Raw genomic sequence first — 20593 nt, forward strand, 5'->3', positions numbered from 1 at the left:
CACGGATATTCGGATACTATTTCTAACACTCAGTAACATGCCAATATCCTCTGCTCCATGATTGATCGCAACCCGCCTGTCGGGTGACAAACGCATGAGGCCTCAAGATTTTTACTTTCTGGCAATAAAATTTCGTCAATTCCAACCTCTATACACAAAGACCATAATCCGTATCATACCAGTCCTGTTTCACTGACTCTCATGTGATGCTCGGGAGGCCTCCTGAGAGTGTCACGCTTCAAGAACCCTCGGTGCTTCTTCATGCTTGACCTGCTGCCCTACCGTTCCGTTCTAGCCTTCACGAGCGCTGGTCGCGTGTCTTTTCTGCAAGGACTGATCACGAACGATGTCCAGCTTCTGACACCAGACACAGCTCTCTGGAGTGCTCTTCTGACACCACAGGGGCGATGGCTGAGCGAGTTTTTCCTGTTCAGCACGCCAGACAGCATTCTGATGGATTGCCCGGCAGATCATGCCGAAATGCTGTCCAAAAAGCTGTCCCGGTTTCGCTTAAGGGCTGACGTCAAAATTGAAACTACGGACTTTCAGGTGCTTGTCGGACATGACAGTTCGCCTCCAGCGGATGCCGTCTGTGTGGCGAATGATCCACGAGGTGACGGTGCAGGGTGGCGGGCTGTGGTGCAGCAGGCTCCTGAGAATGCAGGGCATGGAGACAACTGGCTGAAGAGACGACTTGAAAAAGGCCTCCCCGAAGCAGCCGATTTTGAAAGTGAAAAGACGCTGGCCCTTGAAGCCAACATGGACCTTCTGCACGGTGTGTCGTGGAAAAAAGGCTGCTATATGGGCCAGGAACTCACGGCCCGCACACATTACCGGGGGCTATTACGCCGGCGCCTCCTGCCCGTTCAAATTCAGGATGAAGCTTTTCCTGAAACCGGCGGCACGCTTCTTATGGGCGACAAGGAAGTTGGAGAACTGCGCTCTCGCCAGGGATCCCGCGCCTTGGCCATGCTACGTCGTGAAGCGTGGTCGTCTCCAGAACTTGCTTTTGAAGGCAAACCGGTCTCCGTTGTCTGGCCTGACTGGTTCCCTCTGGAGATGCGTTCGTGACCTATACCCCGCCTGCACCCGCCATCATTGATGACATTGTCAGCCAGACGAAATTCGATGCGAATGGCCTGATTTCCGCCATCGCGCAGGACACGAACGGCGTCATCCTGATGCTGGCCTGGATGAATGCGGATGCTCTTCGGGAAACGCTGCTTACCGGCCGCGTCTGCTATTGGTCCCGCAGCCGCAAGTCCCTGTGGCGGAAGGGCGAAACGTCAGGCCAGCAGCAGCATCTTCTGGAAGCCCGACTGGACTGTGACATGGACGCCGTTCTCATGATCGTGGATCAGACCGGCGTGGCTTGCCATACGGGCCGTCGAAGCTGCTTTTATCATGGGGTAACCCCGGACGGGCTGCGCGATACAGCACAGCCCGAAATTAGCGCCGAAGAACTTTACGGGCGCTGATCGGTAACAGTCGCCCCTGCCCCGGGGAGTGGCCAGCCCGGCATCATGAACGTTGCCGGGCAGTTATCCTGCACCTGCGGAGATGACCGATAAGACCCATTGGCCGGAAAAGTCGAGAGTTTCTTCGGATCCAGCGTGAACCAGAGCTGCGTCAGAACGACTTTCCCATCATGATCGGGTTCGCACTGAAACTGGAGCGCCCGTTCTTCCCGCACACCTGTCAGTTGCACGAACATGGTCAGCAGGTTGTCTTTCTTCACCTGAAAACCGCTATGCTGCGCCAGCCACTGCCCATAAGCCGATGAGGCGAAACGGTCCCGCAACTGCATGGACGTGATGAAAAACTGATCCGCATCGTAGCCGAAACAGCGGGCATGTTTGGTATATTCATGCACATGCAGCGGATGCTTCAGATGAGGAACGACGCTGGCCAGTGCGTTTTCTGTTGCAGGCTGGAGCGTCGGCGGCGTGTCATCGTGGTCATAGATGTCACAGCCTTTCATCCACCACTGCTGGACAGGGACATTCTGCGCCTCAAGCGCGTGCGGCTCTGACGCCCAGAGACCATGCAGACCAATCAGATGGCTATGCGGCTGACTGGCTGTACAGCCTCCGCCGGTCGCGCAGAAACCCGGCTGCCAAGTCAGGGCGAGCGTGTCATGACTGAAATCCGTATGAGTGACAGGTGTCAGGGACGGTCCGACAGGCGCCTGTGACGAAACACACCCTCCGAGAACAAGGAGGGCAGCAACAACAAGGCGCTTCATGCCTTCAGTCCTTTGGCGTGATGGTTCAGATGATCGGCAATGAAGGTCTGGATGAACCAGTAGGAGTGGTCGTAAGCGTCATGATGTCGCATTTCGAGCGACTGCCCACTTTCTTTTGCGGCCTCGACAAGAGCATCTACCCGTAGATCGGACAGGTACTGGTCCTGCAATCCCTGATCGACGAGGATTGTGGCGGGATGCTTATGGCCGTTCCTGAGCAGGAGCGTAGGATCGCAGTCGCGCCATTTCGACGGGTCTCCCCCGAAATAGGCGTCAAAGGCCTTCTGCCCCCATGGGATCACACTCGGATGGCAGATCGGGGCAAAAGCGGAAACTGTTTTCCAGAACTCGGGGTAACGAAGTGCCTGAACGAGCGTACCCATGCCTCCCATGGAATGGCCCATGATGCCCCGACGGTCTCCATCCAGCGGGAACAGTTTTTCCGTCAGAGCAGGCAATTTCCGATGGATATAACTCTCCATGCGATAGTGCCTGCTCCACGGTTCAGCCGTAGCGTCCACATAGAACCCTGCTCCTGACCCAAGATCATACGCATCATCTTCGCCCGGGGTACCCGTGTCACGGGGTGACGTGTCCGGGGCGACCAGGGCAATGCCATGCTCTGCTGCGAAGCGGATGGCGTTGGATTTGATGAGGAAAGTCTCATGATTACCGGTCAAACCGGCGAGCACATGAATGACCGGAACCTTCTGACCCGCCAGAGCCTCTTTGGGGAGAAAAATCGAGAAGGTAGCGGGAACGCCCAGAACGTCTGAATTATGCTTCAGAACGCGTAAGGAGCCGCCACAACAGGTATGCTGGCCTAATGTTTCAATAACGGGGGTCTCAATCGACATACTCAGAACTCCACAACGCTGCGAATACTCTCGCCACGCGCCATGAGATCAAAACCGTGATTGATCTCGGAAAGCTTGAGCTTGTGGGTGATGAGGGAATCAATGTCGATCCGCCCGTCCATGTACCAGTCCACGATTTTCGGGACATCGGTACGGCCTCTCGCGCCTCCGAATGCAGAGCCGATCCACCGGCGGCCGGTCACAAGCTGAAACGGACGTGTGCTGATTTCCTGACCCGCTCCCGCGACACCGATAACGCAGGACACGCCCCAACCACGATGTGCGCTTTCCAGAGCCTGACGCATGAGCGTGACGTTGCCGACACATTCGAACGTGTAGTCTGCGCCTCCACCCGTCATTTCGATCAGATGTCCGACCAGATCGCCATTAGGCCCCAGATCTTTTGGATTCACGAAATCCGTCATGCCGAACTGGCGCGCCATGGCTTCACGGCCTGGATTGACGTCCACGCCGATGATGCGCGTTGCGCCTACCATCTTTGCGCCCTGAATGACGTTCAGGCCGATGCCCCCCAGTCCGAAGACTGCCACGGTAGAACCTGGCTCGACCTGTGCCGTAAACATGACAGCGCCAATGCCCGTCGTCACGCCGCAGCCAATATAGCAGACCTTGTCGAACGGGGCGTCCGAACGGATTTTTGCCAGTGAAATTTCTGGCAGAACCGTATAGTTCGCGAAGGTTGAACAGCCCATGTAGTGATGGATAGGCTGGCCCTTATAGGAGAAGCGCGACGTTCCATCAGGCATTACGCCCCTGCCCTGCGTGGAGCGGATGGAAGTACAGAGATTCGTCTTACGGGACAGGCAGGACGGGCATTCCCGGCATTCCGGCGTGTAAAGCGGGATCACATGGTCTCCCGGCTTCAGGTGCTTCACACCCGGCCCGACTTCCCGAACAATACCGGCGCCCTCATGTCCCAGAATGGCAGGAAACAGGCCCTCAGGGTCCTGTCCGGACAGCGTGTACTTGTCAGTATGGCACAGACCGGTCGCCTTGATCTCGACCAGAACCTCGCCTTCTTTAGGACCCTCAAGTTGAACGGTATCGATTTCAAGCGGCCTGCCTGCTTCAAACGCGATCGCGGCAATGACATCCATCTGACTGTCTCCCTGCATACAGTGCTGCCAAGGTGTCGCATTCGGGAAACGGGATGCAAGAGGCGCGTTATGGTTTCCTGCGGTCTTTCGAAGCAGACCTGTCGAACGGAAAAGTTTCTATCCCGGTCTGACTGGAAAAACTGCGCAAAACATTGGACATCTTTTGGTGTTGGCCGGTCACACTTTTCACGGTTAGTTTCAGAAGACATTCCGTACTCAGGCAAGGAGCCTTCGGCTTGATCGTTAATCGCCAACACGGCCTGGCCATTCTCTTCAGAGAATCCCTGCCACCTATTCTTCTGCTGGCCCTCTGGGATCTTGTTGTCGTTATCCTTTTCCAGATTTACCATCAGGAATGGATGGACCAGCCCGCTCTCCCCATTTCCCTGATGGGCTCCGCGCTGGCCATCTTTCTGGGCATGCGCAACAACGCCGCCTATGCACGTTGGTGGGAAGGACGGACTCTCTGGGGATCTATCACCAACAACTGTCGCTCTTTCGGGCGTGAAGCCGCATCATTGCTGGGCGGACGCCCTGATCTTGCACGGTACATGGCCGCTTACCCTCACGTGCTGCGTGCTGCGCTGCGTGGGGATTCTACCGGTGAGGAAGTCGAAAGACTGCTTCCGACGGATGTTCGCGCCAAGGTCTTCGCGTGCTCCAACACCGCCAATGCACTGCTTTACGAAATCGGTCTCGGCGTACAGCAGGAAGTGGAACTCAAGAACATTGATGGTGCCGTTCATGGCACGGTAGATCGTATCCTTTCGGATATTGCCAACGCACAGGGCGGTCTTGAGCGTATCCGCAATACGCCACTTCCGGTCCAGTATTCCGTCATTCCCGAGCTGGCAACGCATCTGTTCTGCATCATCCTGCCCCTGTCGGCAGTTCAGACGCTGGGCTGGATCACGCCGCTCGGCTCCAGCGTGATTGGACTGCTGTTCCAGATGCTGGATCGCAGTGGCCGCGACCTTCAGGAACCGTTCATTGCCAGTGTGCATGCCCTACCGATGCACACCATGGCCCGGACCATCGAGCGCGATCTTCTGCAACCGATCGGAGAACCTGCTCCGGCACCGATCCAGCCCAAGCACGGGGTCCAGGCATGATTGAAGTCGGATAATGCAGGACAGGAGGGCGTTTTTCTGGTATCATCCCAAGTTATGAACACCTTCAAGACCCCCCCGAAGGGCGGCATGACCGATGAAATGGCTCGTGCCGCAGCCAAGTACACCGCCCGTCAGACCGATCCCGAGCACGATTCAGATCCGTTCAGCGAGGGTGATTCCATCGTTTACGCAGCTCATGGCGTAGGACGGGTGGAAAAGATCGGTATGGTCGAAGTGGCCGATACCATGATCGAGATGATCCAGATCTCGTTCCCTGGAAACCAGATGACTCTGCGCATCCCGCTGGCCAAGGCCCGCAAGGCTGGCCTGCGCAAGATTGTCACCCGGGACATCGTGGACAAGGCAATGACGGTCATCAAGGGCAAGCCACATGTCAGCAAAGGCATGTGGGCCCGTCGTGCCGTCGCTTATCAGGAAAAGATCAACTCCGGTGATCTGATCCAGATTGCGGAAGTCCTCCGTGACCTGCGTCGGAACGTGGACAGCCTTGATGGCAGCTTCTCCGAGCGCAAGCTTTTCGAAGCCGCACAGGAACGCTTCGTTGCGGAAGTTGCCGTCCTCGAGAACACAGACCCCGCAACGGTTCTCGAGAGCCTGACCAAGACCATGAAGGCCGCCTGAGCCTTCCAAATTCTGTGATGTTTTCATGTCATTATGAAAACATCACAGCTTGAAAAGCATCCTTCAGGCCTTTTCCGCGTTGGCGATATGGAAGGCCGCTCCCAGATGCCCTATCCCATCTTTAAATCATTGACGCTCAGGAAAAGGTAAGGACCTATGGCCGCCCCTTACAGCAATCGTTTCGCCGGCAAGAAAGTACTCGTTACGGGTGCATCCCAGGGTATTGGTGAGGCCACAGCCCTCCGCTTTGCAGAAGAAGGCGCTCAGGTCGCACTGAATGGCCGCAAGGAAGACAAGCTGATTGCTGTCCGCGATAAGCTTCCGAAGGTTTCTGGCGGTGAACATCCGATCGCCACAGGTGACATCTCCAAGGAAGCGGACGTCCGCCGCCTGATGCGCGAAAGCATCGAGGCCATGGGTGGACTGGATATTCTGGTCTGCAACGCAGGTTACCAGATCCAGTCTCCGTCCGAGGACATCAAGCTGGAAGACTTCGAAGGCGTGATGGCCGTCAATGTCACTGGCGTGATGTTGCCATGTCGCGAAGCCATCAAGTACTGGCTTGAAAACGGCATTCAGGGAGCGATCGTCGTGAACTCCTCTGTTCACCAGATCATCCCGAAGCCTCACTATCTCGGCTATTCTGCTTCCAAAGGCGCCGTAGGTAACATCGTCCGCACGCTGGCTCTGGAATACGCAAGCCGTGGCATCCGTGTGAACGCGGTCGCACCGGGTGCCATCGTGACGCCAATCAACATGTCCTGGGTCAATGATCCCGTGCAGTACAAGAACGTGTCTGATCACATTCCGATGAAGCGCCCAGGCGAAGGCCGGGAAATTGCTGATGCCGTCACGTTTCTTGCGGCGGAAGACAGCACCTACATCACAGGTCAAACCCTCTATGTGGATGGCGGCCTGACGTTGTATGGTGACTTCGAAAAGAACTGGTCCTCGTAATTCATGACACCTTCCCTCACTGTTCTCATCATTGAAGATGATTTCCTGATCCGTACCTGTCTTGTGGAATTCCTGCAGGACAGCGGACTGATCGTGAGGGAAGCCGGAACCTGCGCTGAAGCGATCGCCTGCATTACTTCAGAGCCGAGACTTGATGCCCTTGTGGCAGACATGGCCCTTCCTGATGGCGATGGCATGAGCCTTAGCCATCAGGCACGCCAGCGCTGGCCCAATATTCCGGTCATCTATATCAGCGGCCATGGCGATCTGCGCCGGGATGAGACGTCTGGCGATCCGGCACAGGATCGCTTTCTTTCCAAACCCTATTCTCTGGCCGCCATCCTGAAAGCTATTCAGGAGATGGCAGAGCCGGTTTCCGGCTAGGGCAGGTATCCATGAGCAGTGTTAGCGACATCGCGTTACCGTCCCCTGTTGATCACCGCCTGAAGGAGGCGGATCAAAGTCTGAGAGCCGGCGACGCAGAAACTGCTCTTGATATGCTCCTCCCTCTTCCGGAGAGCGATGCCGTTCATCTGACCAGAGGCCGCGCGTTCTTCCGCCTTGCCCGGTATAGGGATGCAGCAGCAGAGCTTGAAAAAGCCACCCGACCCTTCGGGGGCCATGCGGTTGCCGCCCTTATCGACGAAGCGGTGGCCCTTCGTCGTAGAGGTGACCTACTCTTCCTGCTTGCGGAAAGCCGTAAAATTGCACCGCATGATCCGCGCCTTCTGGATGCACAGGGGAATATTCTCATGCACCTGGGTCGCTTCGATGAATCGGAGATCTGTCTGCGGGAAAGCCTGAAACGCCGACCGAATGACAAGGGCACTCTCAATCTTCTGGCCATGAACCTGACCGAACAGGGACGCTTCGATGAAGCACTGGCCATTCTGGACAATCTTCGTCAACGCGCTCCTGATGAATGGGGGCCGGGCTGCAACATGGCTGCTATCCTGAACAACATCGGGCGCCTTGAAGAAGCGGCGAACATCTATCGGGAAACCATTCCCCTCGCCCCGAACGAAGCTGCCCTCAGGCTCAATCATTCCATTGCAATGCTCAAGAGCGGCCGTATGGCTCAGGGCTGGGCCGAACATGAATGGCGCTTCGGAATCCCCGGGCACACGAACCTCCCGCAGAACCGCCTCCTGCCCAATATCACGCCCTCCCTGAACCTTGAGGGAAGGCGCATCCTCGTGACGCAGGAGGAAGGTCTCGGCGATACGCTAATGTATCTCCGGTATATCCCGGCTCTGGCGCGAACAGGAGCCATTGTTCATATCTGGGGCACTTCCACGCTTGCGGGGCTATGCCGCCGCGTTGAAGGCGTCACCATCGTTCAGCATGGCGGCGAGACACCGGAATACGATTATCACTGCCCGTTCATAAGCCTTCCCCGCGCGTTCTCGGCCACGCCCAATGCCATGGGAGCACCTGTTCCCTATCTGCACGCAGACCCCGTCAAAGTCAGCCAGTGGAAGAAAATCCTTCGTACCGACCGTAATTTGCGTGTTGGTCTGGTCTGGGCAGGTGGTGCGCGGCCGGAAAATACAGGTGCACAGATGGTGGACCGCCAACGCTCCATGCCCCTCTCGGCACTGGCTCCGCTGGCCGACCTGGAGGGTATCAGCTTCTATTCCCTCCAGAAGGATGAACCAGCCCTGCAAAGGCTCGATTTTCCAGGTCCGCTGGTGGATTTCATGCCGCAGTGCCTTGATATGGACGACACGGCTGCCCTCGTCTCATGTCTCGATCTGGTCGTGTCCGTAGATACGTCCATGGTGCATCTGGCCGGAGGACTTGGAAAACCTGTCATCATGATGGACAGGTTTAACAACTGCTGGCGCTGGCTTCACGGCCGGGACGACAGCCCGTGGTATCCGAAAATGAAAATCGTCCGCCAGACCCGTTTCCGGGACTGGTCGGACGTCGTGACCCGGGTCAAATCACTGCTTGAAGAAGCGGTTCGCGTTTCTTAATCAGTTCAGTAATCGAAACCATAAGACAGGCCGATACTGGATCCCGGATCGTTTTCCGGAGTGGTGAAGCCTGTCACCTGTCCACCTGTTCCGACCGTCGTGTTGAGCTTGAGGCGCTTCGTCAGATCAATCTGAACCTGGGCCTGCGTGCCGGAACCGGATGTCGCCTGTTTGGCGCCTACATAGACGCCCTTCATGACGTATTTTCCGGCTTCCACGCTGGTGCCGCCGTTATCGACGCCACTGCCACCGCCTACCGCCAGGCGATCAAGCCCAAGTGCATTTCGCACCTTCCCGAGCGGATCAAAGGACGACCCCCCTGCAAGCTGAGCCACGGCGGCTGCAAGTTCTGCAAGCTGCGTCGTCGAAAGGGAATGGGCGTCTGTGCCGAAGAGCAGAATGGCCAGGACTTCATCCCGCGGCTGTGTCGGCACGGATGCGAAGTCGATCTTCGGCGCGCTGGCGTACCCTGTGACCAGAAGACTCGCCAGCGTTCCCTTGGCATTACGATCCGCCCGGAAATCCAGGCTCGGATCGAGCTTGTGGTTCACACCCGTGCCATTAAACGCGACACGGCCATGCGTGAAGTTCAGGTTGATTCCGGCAAGGTTGAAGTTGCCGCGCTTCATGTCGAAACCACCGGTCACTGATGGTGCACTGCTGGTACCACCGACATGCAGTTTGCCCTGCATTTCGGCGTCCAGACCATGCCCCTGCACCACGAACTGTCCCGGCGAGACCACGTCGATAGCCAGACCAATGATCAGAGCACTGGTCGTGTCCGGCGCCTTCTGGCCGGGACGCACCACATCCAGTTGCGCCACAGAGGCCGGCATGGAGTTAGGGATATTTACCGTCACGCTCGGAAGAACAATCTTCCCGTCCACATCGACCCGGGTCGTGGCCTGTCCGTGAATATGGAGGTCCGTGTTGATGGTGGCCGTTACCAGATCACTGGAAATCGGTCGCGCCTTGTTGGAAACGACCTTGATATCCACCGGCAGCCCCGGACGGAAAACACCGACCGTCCCTGTCAGACCAATCGTTCCCTGCCCTGCATGAGCCAGAACGTTCTGAAGCGTCAGGGTGTCTCCTGACGCCACAATGGCACCATTGATATCCGTCAGGCGGACGCCCTGCGCATAGTGATCAAAAGAAACATTCCGCAGGTCGACCTGTCCTGTTGCCCGAGGCTGGGTCGCGTTTCCGGTGACGTTAAGATTGATCCCGACCTGGCCCTTTGTCGCCATGCCGCTCGCACCCAGAACACCGTTCGCAACAGACAGATCCACATGGCCCGTCGTATTCAGGGCGATCGCACCATCCGTCGAGGTAGGAGCCATCCCACGAACGGCCAGAGCCACCTTGGGACCCGCCGAAAGCGTCGCATCCACCTTTGCCGTTTTTCCGGCAAGACCGATATTCGCCAGAATTTCCGCGGCGGGTAATGAAGCGGCCGGTCCCGTCTGCATTTTCAAACCATGGGCGTTGAGAGACACGGTTCCGGTCGGTGCATCCAGTGTTCCGCCCAGATTGGCCTTTGCAGAAATGGTACCACTCGCGGCGAGGTCTGGCGCGAATGGCTTGGCAATTGCAGGCGTCAGACGGTCCACAGTTGCGGTCAGGGCAAGCCGGGGCTTGATCGAGCCGGCAACATCAATCGTTGCAGGTGCAACCCCCTTCGGCGCCAGCGTCGCACGCAGATGATCCACGCCCATGATATCCCCGAAGGACACATTGGCTGGCCCACCCAAGCGGATATATTCGTCCTTTGCCATAGCCGTCAGACGGTCAATACGAACGGTCTTCTTCGGAAGGTTCAGCAGGACCGCTGTATCGACGTTAGCGGGTGCCCCCATGACGTTCTGAAAAGCCCCGTTAAGCGTCAGGGCCATCGCGGATTGCGGTCCTTTGACCGTTGCGTGAGCCTTGCCGGTAATATCCTGCGAACGAACACCCGCCAGATCCAGTGTCAGATCCGGGGCCGGATCATCAATCGGATTGGAGATCATGCCCTTCAGAGTCAGGGACTGTACGCTCGCCTGAGCCATGGCCAACGCACCATCTAGCCCGAGTTTGACCTGTGGCGGTGCGCCTTGCGGCTCGGTCGTATGAATGGAAAGAGCCAGATGTCCCTTGATGGCCTGACCGATCAGACGCTGGAAATCCGCAAGGTTCTTGACGCTGAGATCCAGATCACCCAGCGGCACCTTGGCGCCACTGGGTAGGCGAAGTTTGCCCTGCCCGGTAAGGCTGTTCCAGCTCAGCTTGTTCAGATCAACATGGAATGCGCCATCATCCGTTTTCTGCACGGCACTATCCAGCACCAGCGGCGCGTGATCCAGCGTTCCGTGAGCGGTCAGCGTACCCTGTGGATGTGAGGGCAAATGCTGGAAATCCGCATTCAGTGCTACTGGCCCCTTCGCAACATCCTTTGTCCCGAACTCGCCTTCCAGACCGGCTTTGACAGCCAGATCATCGGTCGGTCCATCCGCCGTGGCCGTCAGGGTCGTATTGCCGAGGAGCGTCGGGCTGACCTGCTTCAGATCAGGCAGCGCAACCGTTGCCTTCGTCTGCATCCGGTTGCCATGCGCCATATCCACGATGGCCGAGACCAGAACATGGAGCGCCTGACCATCCAGCCCGAAATTCTTCACCGTCAGAACATTGGCCGGAGACTTGCTGAGTTGCAGAGCCAGATGGCCGTCCTTGCCGATCAGATGCAAAGCCTGCGGCTGGCCGCCCGTGATGGAAATCGTGCCCGCGCTCTGGAGGGTCAGGTCATCATGATCCGTCACCGGCATGGCGAAATCAGCCGCCAGTGCAGCGTTTCCGCTCAGATCCGTGCTGCCCATGGCGGCAAGCGGGTGCAGGTCCGGCAATGTCAGCGTGACGTGACCGGATGCTGCAGGCTTAAGTGTCGTGTTTGCATTCATCTGGATCAGCGGGTGACTGACTGTCGCCACAACCGGCATGGTCGCCGTAAGCGGGTGCGCCGTCACATCCAGCGTCAACGGAGCAGATGCCAACAGTGTGGGCTGGGGTCCGGGTACACGCAGACCCGTCAAGGCGGCCTGAAGATGCGCGATCGTATCTTCGGGTTTGGGCGTTTCGGTCCCGTCAAATGTCGCGTGCAGATGCCCGATGGAAGCTCCACCTGCGGTCAAGGCGTCGATGTCCAGAAGGCCCTGTCCAGCAGGAGCTTTCAAAGGCCCGTGCAGATCAGTGTTCAGAGCAATCGCATTCCAGCCAATTCCCGGCTTCAGGGTCATGGCAGGCGCATTGGCCTTGACGTGCAGGGTTGCAACATTGGTGTAGAGATTGATCTGACCGGTTGATGAGGCCGTAATCGGACCGGCGCTCAGCCCGAAAACAAGATCGGCAGCAGTGCGCGGTCCGGACAGGTTCAGGTGCGTATCTACAGGATCAAGCTGCGGGAACTGTCCGAGCGTAGTCGCAAACCCGTTGACGCCTTCCTTATAGGTAAGCTCCAGAGCAATACGGTCTTTGGGGGTTTGAGCCGCCAGCGTCAGGCCACCCGGTGCATCCAGACGGTTCAGTTGCAGCGCGATATCCATCTTCGGAAGCGACTGCACTGTTACGCCATTCAGGAAGGGCGCGATTGAGGCGATATGCGCATGTCCGTTCAGCGTGAAGACCGTAGGTTTACCCGTGAAGTCAGGCCCGATTTCGATACGGCCAACATTCAGCGCATCCAGATCCACCCGAATGTTGAGCTTCGACGGGTTGGACTTCGTCTGTGTTTCAGTCGTCGTCTGCGTCGTATCCGAGACGGGGCTGCGGAGCAGCGCGAGACGGCTGGCACTCAGAACCTTGACGTGCGCATCCATGCGCAGAAGGGAGAGCGGAGACCAGCGAAGTTCGAAATGGTCCAGCTCCAGCCAGACACCCTTGCTGTCCTTCACGCGAAGTTCCGCCAGCGTCAGATGCTGCGGAAGCACACCCGACAACCCGGCGATCTGCACCATGCCACCCGTCAGTGGGCCGACTTTGCTTTCGATCAGCCGCTGCCCTGGCCCGATATTGATGCCAATGAGCACCACTGCGAGCGCCAAAACAACCAGCCCGAGCGGAACGCCGACAACGAGACCAACACTCCAGAGAATGATCCTGCGGGCGCGCATCAGAAAGTCTCCCCAAGACCGATATAGAGTTCCCATTTGTCGCCATAAGCAGGGCGGTTCATTGGGAGAGCAACGTCAACACGGATAGGGCCGATCGGCGTGAAGTAACGAACGCCCGCACCATATCCGACACGGAGCGTTCCCTGCCCCGGCCGGGAGCCAGTGCCGACCTGACCGGCGTCCACGAAAGCCGCCACACCCAGATTCATTGGCAGCCGTTGGCGGAACTCGACCGTTCCTGCATCCAGAGACGTACCGCCAATGGCATATTTCGTGTTGCCATATTGCGGACCCACGCCCTGATACCGGAAGCCACGAACCGTCGCAGGTCCACCGGCATAAAGTCGCTGATCCGGGGGGATCTGGTAAGTGGATGCACCCTGAACCGATCCGACAGTGCCACGCACGGCAATGACGCTCTTGCCGGGTTTGGTCAGCCCAATCCGGGCAAGGTCAAAGTATGTGGAGACCTGCGCGGACAGGAGTGTGAAGAAGGATGTTCCGTTTTCCAGTGACACCGACGGAGAAGCAGACAGGGAGGCACGGATGCCGTGAGTCGCAGGGTCGATCGGGTTTGAAAGCTGGGTACTGTCATAGGTCGCGCTGAGTGGTGCGGACACGATGAAATAATTCCGTGTGTCGCCAAACTGCTGAATCTGCTCCTGCATTCCCATGAGACCGCCTGACACGTACCAGAATTTGCCCAGGCGTCGGCCAATACCCCCGCGGAGGATAAAGGCTGTCTGATGATAGGAATAAAGAAGCTGCCGCACCGCTTCCACACGCAGGCTCAGGTTCTGGTTCTTATGCAGGAAGTCTGGCTTGCTGAAATCGGCATAAACATCGTAGCCCAAGCCCTGCTGGGCTGAACCGCCGAGGCCTGTCAGCAGAGCTGTCAGCTTGAGCTGCTCGGCATTTCCGAGAAGGTTATGATGCGTCCAGGTCACACCGGCGCGCCCACCCAGATCGGTTGAATAGCCGGCCTGAACCGCGACGGTGCGCCTTTTGGCTTCCTTGAAATCGAAATCGACAGGCATGGCCTGGGAAACGCCGGGCACCAGGGTTTTACCCGGCCCAAGCGTTACGATTGGCGGCGCATTGTGCACCTGAACTGAAGAGAATACTCCGACGGCTGCAAGATCCTGTCGGGCAGCCTCAATCTTGGACGGCTGATACAGTTCGCCTTCCTTGATCGTCAGGCGCCGACGGAGGAACGACTGGTGCACGCGCTGCAATCCGTCCATCCCGACAGGGCCAATAACGACCTTGGGGCCTTTTCCGACCCGGAAGACCACATCCAGCGTATTATCATGAGGCTGAAGATAGGCGAGCGGCGTAGAGACATCCGCCACGGCATACCCTTCTTCCTGCAACTGTGTGAGCAGATTGCCCTGTGCCGCGAGCACATCCGAAGCAACGGCAGGTTGACCGGATTTGAGCTTGAACGCTTTCAGTTCGTCGGCAGTCAGTGCAACAGGTTCGCCTTGAGCAGCAGCGTCTCCGGTCGTTGCCGGGACGCCCATCTTGTCCGCTGTCTGCGCCTTGCTGGTCGCGGGAGCTGCACTGCCCTGTGGGGATGGCGCCTTTGCGGGAGCGTCAGACGGTTGAGCCGCTGTAGGTGGCGGCGTGGTCAGGGTGATCCTGCCAAGATGGAACTGCGGCCCTATCGTAGCCGATACCGTAATGCTGACCTTGCCGTCTTTGGGGAGCGCCTCCAGAGCGTCTGGCAGAGCCGGATCACGCCCGTCCAGTTCCTGATTCCCGACCTTGATACGAATTGTAACGGTACCCGCATAATAGCCCTGTGACTGTAATGCGGTATCCACACGGTCGTAATCCGCACGGATACGCCCCGCCAGCGCATAAGGCCCGACGGCGTGCGTCGTCTTCAGCGTCTGAAGCTGGGATGAAGCCTGTATGGCAGCATCAATCTCAGCATTCTTGGTTGGCTGGATAGTGACGGAATACGGAACGGTTTTTTCCGCCGCCTCACCACTGGAGGGAGCATCTGCCCATGCTTTATCGACATGACAGCAGGGTGCCATGGCTCCAAAAGCGAGGGAGAGAGAAACGACTGACGAGCGACGGCCTGGCTTCACCGGAGGTCCTGAAAATCCGTTTTGAGGGGTGATCGAACCGGAAAGGATCGAACCTTTGGAGCGGACCCGCAAAAGACGGCCGCATACCCTTCTGGCTGTATCCTGAACCTGCACGTCAAGTCCACCGTGGAACACCTTTTGTCACCATCGGTAAATACGCCTGTGAGACAAACAAGATTGTCTAGGCTCTCCGAAATCCGTATCACTCAGCACCCATGTCCCATCGTGATGCCCCTTCACCTTCCGGCCGTAGACGCCATAGCCGACCGATTATTGATGAAAGTGTCAATTTTCCGGCTGTTCAGGCAACAACGCAGTCTTCGGCCTTTAGTCGCCTGAGCTGTATCGGTCGTCTTGCGGCCGTTCTCATATGGGCGTTCTGGGCCGGGTGCCTGCAGACCATTTTTATCCGCATCCCGGGGCCTGCCAAGATCCGGCTGCCACGCTTTTTCTGGCGCACAATTGCCCGTATTCTCGGGTTGCAGCTTCGCGTTATCGGGCAAAGCGCTGGCGGAATCCGTACCGCAAAAGACGTTCAGCGAGGGGAGCAGCCGATCGTTTACGTCGCCAACCACTGTTCTTGGCTGGATATCATCGCCGTTGGGGGCGTGCTGCATACGGTGTTCGTAGCCAAGGGAGAAGTTGGCACCTGGCCGCTGATTGGCACAATCTCACGTCTCGGACGCACGATCTTCGTCAGCCGCAACCGCCAGAACACGGGCAAGGAGCTCCATGACATGGCGGACCGTCTCTGGGATGGAGACGATATCGTGCTTTTCCCGGAAGGGACGTCGTCAGATGGCAGTCGCGTCCTGCCGTTCCTGTCGTCTTTCTTTGCCGTGGCCAAGCCGGGCCGTCTTGAACAGGCAGGAATGCCGAAGCCCCCGCCGGTTCTGGTTCAGCCTGTCTCCATTGTGTATGACCGGCTTGAAGGCCTGCCTGTCGGGCGCAGTCGCAGATCCGTCTTTTCATGGTACGGGGATATGGATCTGACGCCGCATATCTGGTCATTTGGCCAATGGCGTTCGATGCGGGCAACGGTCCTGCTGCACCCGCCGCTCAATCCGGAAGATTTCAAGTCCCGGAAAGAGCTGGCCAACGCAACATACAAAGCGGTGCGTGATGGCGCGGCACAGCTTCGACAGGGGCTCGTACCCGACACTCAGGGCTGAACGCCTGATATCTTTTACAGTTCACAAGGTTTGTCTTGACTTGCCCGGGGCCGCGGCGTCACTTTTATCGTCAATAACGGGAGCACTTTTGCGTCCGTCCGGAGATGATGATGCCGCTTCAGGCCAGTCTGACATGCCGACATGACACCATGTTTGATCTCTCCCGCGTCTGGAAAGGCTTGACCGCACGGTCGCCTGCCCTGATGTGTGTGCCTGTTTCTGCCAACCCCGGATCGAGACCGTGACTTCCGAGACTTCTGCCGCCGCACCTACCCCCGCTGATCGTGCCCCCACTGATCATATCCGTCATGGGCTGCATGTCATTACATGGGGCTGCCAGATGAACGTCTATGACAGCGCCCGAATGGCCGATGTCCTGCGTCCGCTTGGCTATGGGCCGGTTGAGACCCCCGAAGAAGCGGATATGGTGATCCTCAACACCTGTCATATCCGCGAACGCGCTACGGAAAAGGTCTTTTCCGAGCTGGGGCGCCTTCGCAAGATCCGTGACGAGCGTATGGAAAACGGGCTGGACCGCAGCATCATCGCTGTTGCCGGGTGCGTTGCGCAGGCAGAGGGCGAGGAAATCCTTCGTCGTGCACCCTATGTTGATCTGGTGCTTGGTCCGCAGACCTATCATCGCCTGCCGGAAATGGTTGCGCGTGCAGCACGGGCTGGCGGTGCGGTCATCGAGACTGATTTCCCTGCCGAGCAGAAATTCGATTTCCTTCCCAATGAGGCCGCGCCGCAGTCCGCCGGGAATCTCACGGCTTTTCTTACCATTCAGGAAGGTTGCGACAAGTTCTGTTCCTTCTGTGTCGTACCTTACACGCGCGGCGCCGAAAGCAGCCGTTCGGTCGCATCCGTTATGGCCGAAGCACGGCGCATGGTGGAGGCTGGCGTACGGGAAATCACGCTGCTGGGTCAGAACGTCAACGCGTATCATGGCGATAACGGCCGGGGCGGCAGCGCCACGCTGGCGGAACTGGCTGAAGAACTGGCGCGCCTGCCGGGTCTGGACCGTATCCGGTACATGACCTCTCATCCGCGGGACGTTGACCAGACCCTGATCGACGCCCATCGCGACAATCAGGCCCTGATGCCATTCCTGCATCTGCCGGTTCAGAGCGGCTCAGACCGTATCCTGAAGGCGATGAACCGCGGACATACGGCAGATGAGTACCGTGAAAGCGTCCGTCGCCTCCGGGAAGCACGGCCGGATCTGGCATTGTCGTCTGACTTCATCGTGGGTCATCCGGGTGAAACGGATGAGGATTTCGAAGCCACGATGCAGCTTGTGCGCGATATTGGCTTCGCCATGGCCTACAGCTTCAAGTATTCCCCACGTCCCGGCACCCCTGCTGCAGGTCAGCCTTTTCAGGTGGCCGAAGACGTGAAGGACCGTCGCCTCGCCGAGCTTCAGGCGCTTCTGCGTGAACAGCAGGATGCGTTCAACGCGGATATGGTCGGGACGGTTCAGGATATCCTCATTACGGGAAAAGGCCGCAAGCCGGGTCAGCTTTCCGGTCGTTCTCCGTATCTCCAGCCTGTTCATTTCGAAGGGCCGGAACATCTGATTGGCACCATCGTCAAGGTTGCCATCACAACTCGCATGACCAACTCACTTGGTGGAACCCTCATCCGGGAGACAGCCTCCGCTTGCTGACAACACCCCCGACGCGCTCCGTCGCCACCACTGGTGGCACCGAAGGCAATCGCACCGTCGCATTGCGCTTCAATGACAACATTCTTCTCCAGAGACTTCTGGGAGATCACGACCGGCACCTCGCCCGACTTGAAGACGGGTTTGATGTCCGGCTGTCCTGCCGCGGCAACAAGATCGCCATTTCGGGAGAGACGGATGCCGTAGGTCGGGCACAGGCCGCCATTGTCGCGCTCTACAATCAGCTCGAACAGGGCGGCACCATCGACAGTTCGCAGGTTGACGGCGTCATCCGCCTCACGGCACTGCCGACCCGCCACCAGGAACGGCAGCGCGCTGCTGTCCCGCCGCCACCTCCGACACAACACTCCCAGAAGCAGCATCCCCGCCGGGACAACCACCATCGGACGGATGCCCGCTCCCCGCAGCAGGCGCCCCCTTCCTCCGCCCCCCTGACGGACCTCCCCGCCATTCGCACCAAACGGGGCGTGATCGCGCCGCGGTCTCATGGCCAGGCGGCGTATATGGAAATGCTGGCCCGCACTGATATGGTCTTCGGGATTGGTCCGGCTGGAACGGGCAAGACCTATCTTGCAGTCGCGCAGGGCGTCGCCATGCTGCTGGCCGGGCAGGTTGATCGCATCATTCTCTCCCGTCCGGCAGTGGAAGCCGGCGAGCGTCTGGGCTTCCTGCCGGGCGACATGCGGGAAAAGATCGACCCTTATCTGCGGCCGCTCTATGATGCCCTGAATGACATGATGCCGGGCGATCAGGTCGTGCGCCGGATGGGCACAGGTGAGATTGAAGTCGCACCACTGGCTTTCATGCGCGGCAGAACCCTCGCCCACTCTTTCGTCATTCTGGACGAAGCTCAGAACACGACACCGGCCCAGATGAAGATGTTCCTGACCCGTATGGGTGAAGGGACACGCATGGCTGTTACAGGCGACCTGAGCCAGATTGATCTGCCCAACGGGGTATCATCTGGGCTAAGGGAAGCCGTCGAGACCCTCGAAGGCATCAAGGGAATCGGTATTACACGCTTTACATCTGTTGATGTGGTGCGCCATCCGCTGGTCGCCCGTATCGTCGATGCCTATGAACAGAAAGCGCCTGCCCCCCTGGACAGTTTCAGGGATCGGCCGCGCCGGGAAAACAATGGAACCTCCAAGTCGTCACGCCGGTACTGACATCATAATCGAGGACGCCAGATGGCGCTCCTCGGTTCCTGATACAGAACGCGCGATCCGTCGTGCGCTCACCGCCGTCGCCCGTCAGGGCGGCCCGGATTTCAGCCGGTCTCCCGCTCCATCGATTCTTCTTTCGACGGACCGGATCGTAAAGCGGCTTAACGCCCGCTTCCGCAACAAGAACAAGCCCACGAATGTGCTCACCTTTGAGCCGGTCTCGCCCCTGCATGGCGGAGACATCATTCTGGGGTATGAGACCGTCCGGAAGGAAGCGGATGCTGCCCATCGCAGCATGCGTGCCCATCTGTCACATCTTGTGGTTCATGGTGCCCTGCATCTGGCAGGATACGATCATTATCAGCCCGGAGAAGCCCGGGACATGGAAGGCGTTGAAACGCGCACGATGCGTCAGCTAGGTTTTGGCGATCCGTGGCGGCAGGCAGGAAGACGGGCATGAGCGAAGATATTACTGACCGTTCAGACGACGGCAGGAAAAATTCCCGAGGCCTGTTCGGACTGTTCGGCCGCCGTGGTCGCGATCAGGGCCTGCGCGAATCCATTGCCACGCTCGTTCATGAAGCAGCACAGCCTTTTGAGGAAACGGGCGACGAGCCTGAGCTCGATCGGCAGGAACGTGCCCTCATCATGAACGTGCTGCGCCTGCGGGACATCACGGCGGATGACGTCATGATCCCGCGCGCAGACATCATCGCCATGCCGGAGAACATCTCCTTCAACGATGCTCTGGACCACATGCGCCGGGAAAATCATTCCCGGATGCCCGTGTATCGCGGGCAGCTCGACGATATTGCGGGCATGATCCATGTAAAGGATCTGGTCGCGTATGTGGACGATCCGGAGGCGTTCGATATCCGCCCGCTTCTGCGTCAGCCTTTGATGATTGCACCGACCATTCCGGTTCTGGATCTGCTTCTGCAGATGCGTCAGCGCCGGATGCACATGGCTCTCGTGATTGACGAATATGGCAGCATTGATGGCCTGGTCACGATAGAGGATCTGATCGAGACGATCGTGGGCGATATTTCGGACGAGCATGACGATCCGGTGACGACGCCATGGGTCGAGCGTGCGGACGGGTCTTTCGATATCGACGCGCGCCTCCCTGTTCGCCATCTTGAAGAACGGCTTGGTTCCGTTCTGACGGATGCCGAAAGAGAAGCGGAAATCGAGACGGTTGGTGGCCTCGTTTTCCGTCTGGCAGAGCATGTTCCGGCAAAGGATGAAGTCCTCACTCATGAAAGTGGGCTGGAATTCCGCGTTCTGGATGCCGATGCGCGCCATATCCGTGCCCTGCGAATGCGTGTTCCGGAAGGATGGGAAAAGAAGCCGCTTCCTGATACCGGACAACAGGATGATGAGCGCGGGTCTTGACGCCTGCGCCAGTTCAGCGTTG

General features: G+C 58.3%; 17 protein-coding genes. 12 read left to right on the top strand and 5 right to left on the bottom strand.

Annotated features, from left to right (window positions below; translation table 11 throughout):
• Positions 1 to 228 precede the first annotated feature (228 nt).
• The gene (ygfZ, locus tag B7444_RS09690) at positions 229 to 1071 is read left to right on the top strand and encodes a CAF17-like 4Fe-4S cluster assembly/insertion protein YgfZ (protein WP_231502920.1); all 843 of its coding nucleotides are present in this window, start codon (positions 229 to 231) and stop codon (positions 1069 to 1071) included.
• Positions 1068 to 1478, top strand: a complete 411-nt coding sequence (hisI, locus tag B7444_RS09695) for a phosphoribosyl-AMP cyclohydrolase (RefSeq protein WP_007282239.1) — start codon at positions 1068 to 1070, stop codon at positions 1476 to 1478. Before ygfZ ends, hisI begins: the two co-directional genes overlap by 4 nt.
• Here hisI and B7444_RS09700 read toward each other — a convergent pair.
• The 3 genes from B7444_RS09700 to B7444_RS09710 are packed head-to-tail and all read right to left on the bottom strand — an operon-like array spanning position 1466 to position 4220.
• Positions 1466 to 2245, bottom strand: a complete 780-nt coding sequence (locus B7444_RS09700) for a ribonuclease T2 family protein (RefSeq protein WP_007282240.1) — start codon at positions 2243 to 2245, stop codon at positions 1466 to 1468. The genes hisI and B7444_RS09700 overlap by 13 nt on opposite strands.
• On the bottom strand, positions 2242 to 3102 hold the full coding sequence (gene fghA / locus B7444_RS09705) for an S-formylglutathione hydrolase (protein WP_007282241.1): 861 nt from the start codon (positions 3100 to 3102) through the stop codon (positions 2242 to 2244). The genes B7444_RS09700 and fghA overlap by 4 nt, the downstream gene beginning before the upstream one ends.
• Positions 3103 to 3104: 2 nt before the next feature.
• Complete coding sequence (locus B7444_RS09710) at positions 3105 to 4220, bottom strand: S-(hydroxymethyl)glutathione dehydrogenase/class III alcohol dehydrogenase (protein ID WP_035730091.1); 1116 nt, start codon at positions 4218 to 4220, stop codon at positions 3105 to 3107.
• A 236-nt stretch (positions 4221 to 4456) separates the two neighbouring features.
• Between B7444_RS09710 and B7444_RS09715 the strand changes: the two genes are divergently transcribed.
• The 5 genes from B7444_RS09715 to B7444_RS09735 all read left to right on the top strand — a co-directional run bounded on the left by B7444_RS09715 (position 4457) and on the right by B7444_RS09735 (position 8910).
• A complete protein-coding gene (locus B7444_RS09715; RefSeq protein ID WP_007282243.1) occupies positions 4457 to 5332 on the top strand; it encodes a bestrophin family protein in 876 nt (291 codons plus the stop codon).
• 54 nt (positions 5333 to 5386) lie between these two features.
• Positions 5387 to 5974, top strand: a complete 588-nt coding sequence (locus tag B7444_RS09720; RefSeq protein WP_007282244.1) for a CarD family transcriptional regulator — start codon at positions 5387 to 5389, stop codon at positions 5972 to 5974.
• A 156-nt stretch (positions 5975 to 6130) separates the two neighbouring features.
• Positions 6131 to 6931, top strand: coding sequence for an SDR family NAD(P)-dependent oxidoreductase (locus tag B7444_RS09725; RefSeq protein WP_007282246.1), 801 nt, complete (start codon positions 6131 to 6133; stop codon positions 6929 to 6931).
• Between the two features lie 3 nt (positions 6932 to 6934).
• Positions 6935 to 7315 carry a response regulator gene (locus B7444_RS09730; RefSeq protein WP_007282247.1) on the top strand — a complete coding sequence of 127 codons (381 nt, stop codon included), beginning with the start codon at positions 6935 to 6937 and terminating at the stop codon, positions 7313 to 7315.
• Between the two features lie 11 nt (positions 7316 to 7326).
• Positions 7327 to 8910 carry a tetratricopeptide repeat protein gene (locus B7444_RS09735; protein WP_007282248.1) on the top strand — a complete coding sequence of 528 codons (1584 nt, stop codon included), beginning with the start codon at positions 7327 to 7329 and terminating at the stop codon, positions 8908 to 8910.
• A gap of 5 nt (positions 8911 to 8915) precedes the next feature.
• On the opposite strand, the gene B7444_RS09740 is transcribed toward B7444_RS09735, so the two are convergent.
• Positions 8916 to 13055 carry a translocation/assembly module TamB domain-containing protein gene (locus B7444_RS09740; RefSeq protein ID WP_007282249.1) on the bottom strand — a complete coding sequence of 1380 codons (4140 nt, stop codon included), beginning with the start codon at positions 13053 to 13055 and terminating at the stop codon, positions 8916 to 8918.
• Complete coding sequence (locus B7444_RS09745) at positions 13055 to 15154, bottom strand: autotransporter assembly complex protein TamA (protein ID WP_035730089.1); 2100 nt, start codon at positions 15152 to 15154, stop codon at positions 13055 to 13057. Before B7444_RS09745 ends, B7444_RS09740 begins: the two co-directional genes overlap by 1 nt.
• Before the next feature lie 215 nt (positions 15155 to 15369).
• On the opposite strand from B7444_RS09745, the gene B7444_RS09750 reads away from it, so the two are divergent.
• The 5 genes from B7444_RS09750 to B7444_RS09770 all read left to right on the top strand — a co-directional run bounded on the left by B7444_RS09750 (position 15370) and on the right by B7444_RS09770 (position 20571).
• Positions 15370 to 16326, top strand: a complete 957-nt coding sequence (locus tag B7444_RS09750) for a lysophospholipid acyltransferase family protein (RefSeq protein ID WP_007282251.1) — start codon at positions 15370 to 15372, stop codon at positions 16324 to 16326.
• A gap of 241 nt (positions 16327 to 16567) precedes the next feature.
• Entirely contained in the window at positions 16568 to 17992 is a 1425-nt protein-coding gene (miaB, locus tag B7444_RS09755; RefSeq protein WP_016737754.1) for a tRNA (N6-isopentenyl adenosine(37)-C2)-methylthiotransferase MiaB, read from the top strand.
• Entirely contained in the window at positions 17986 to 19179 is a 1194-nt protein-coding gene (locus B7444_RS09760) for a PhoH family protein (protein WP_007282254.1), read from the top strand. The genes miaB and B7444_RS09760 overlap by 7 nt, the downstream gene beginning before the upstream one ends.
• Positions 19148 to 19636, top strand: a complete 489-nt coding sequence (gene ybeY / locus B7444_RS09765; RefSeq protein WP_007282255.1) for an rRNA maturation RNase YbeY — start codon at positions 19148 to 19150, stop codon at positions 19634 to 19636. Before B7444_RS09760 ends, ybeY begins: the two co-directional genes overlap by 32 nt.
• Positions 19633 to 20571, top strand: coding sequence for a hemolysin family protein (locus tag B7444_RS09770; protein ID WP_016737752.1), 939 nt, complete (start codon positions 19633 to 19635; stop codon positions 20569 to 20571). The genes ybeY and B7444_RS09770 overlap by 4 nt, the downstream gene beginning before the upstream one ends.
• The last annotated feature ends 22 nt before the right edge of the window (positions 20572 to 20593 follow it).

The organism is Gluconobacter thailandicus F149-1 = NBRC 100600, from assembly GCF_000964465.1.
GTDB classification, from domain to species: Bacteria; Pseudomonadota; Alphaproteobacteria; order Acetobacterales; family Acetobacteraceae; genus Gluconobacter; species Gluconobacter thailandicus.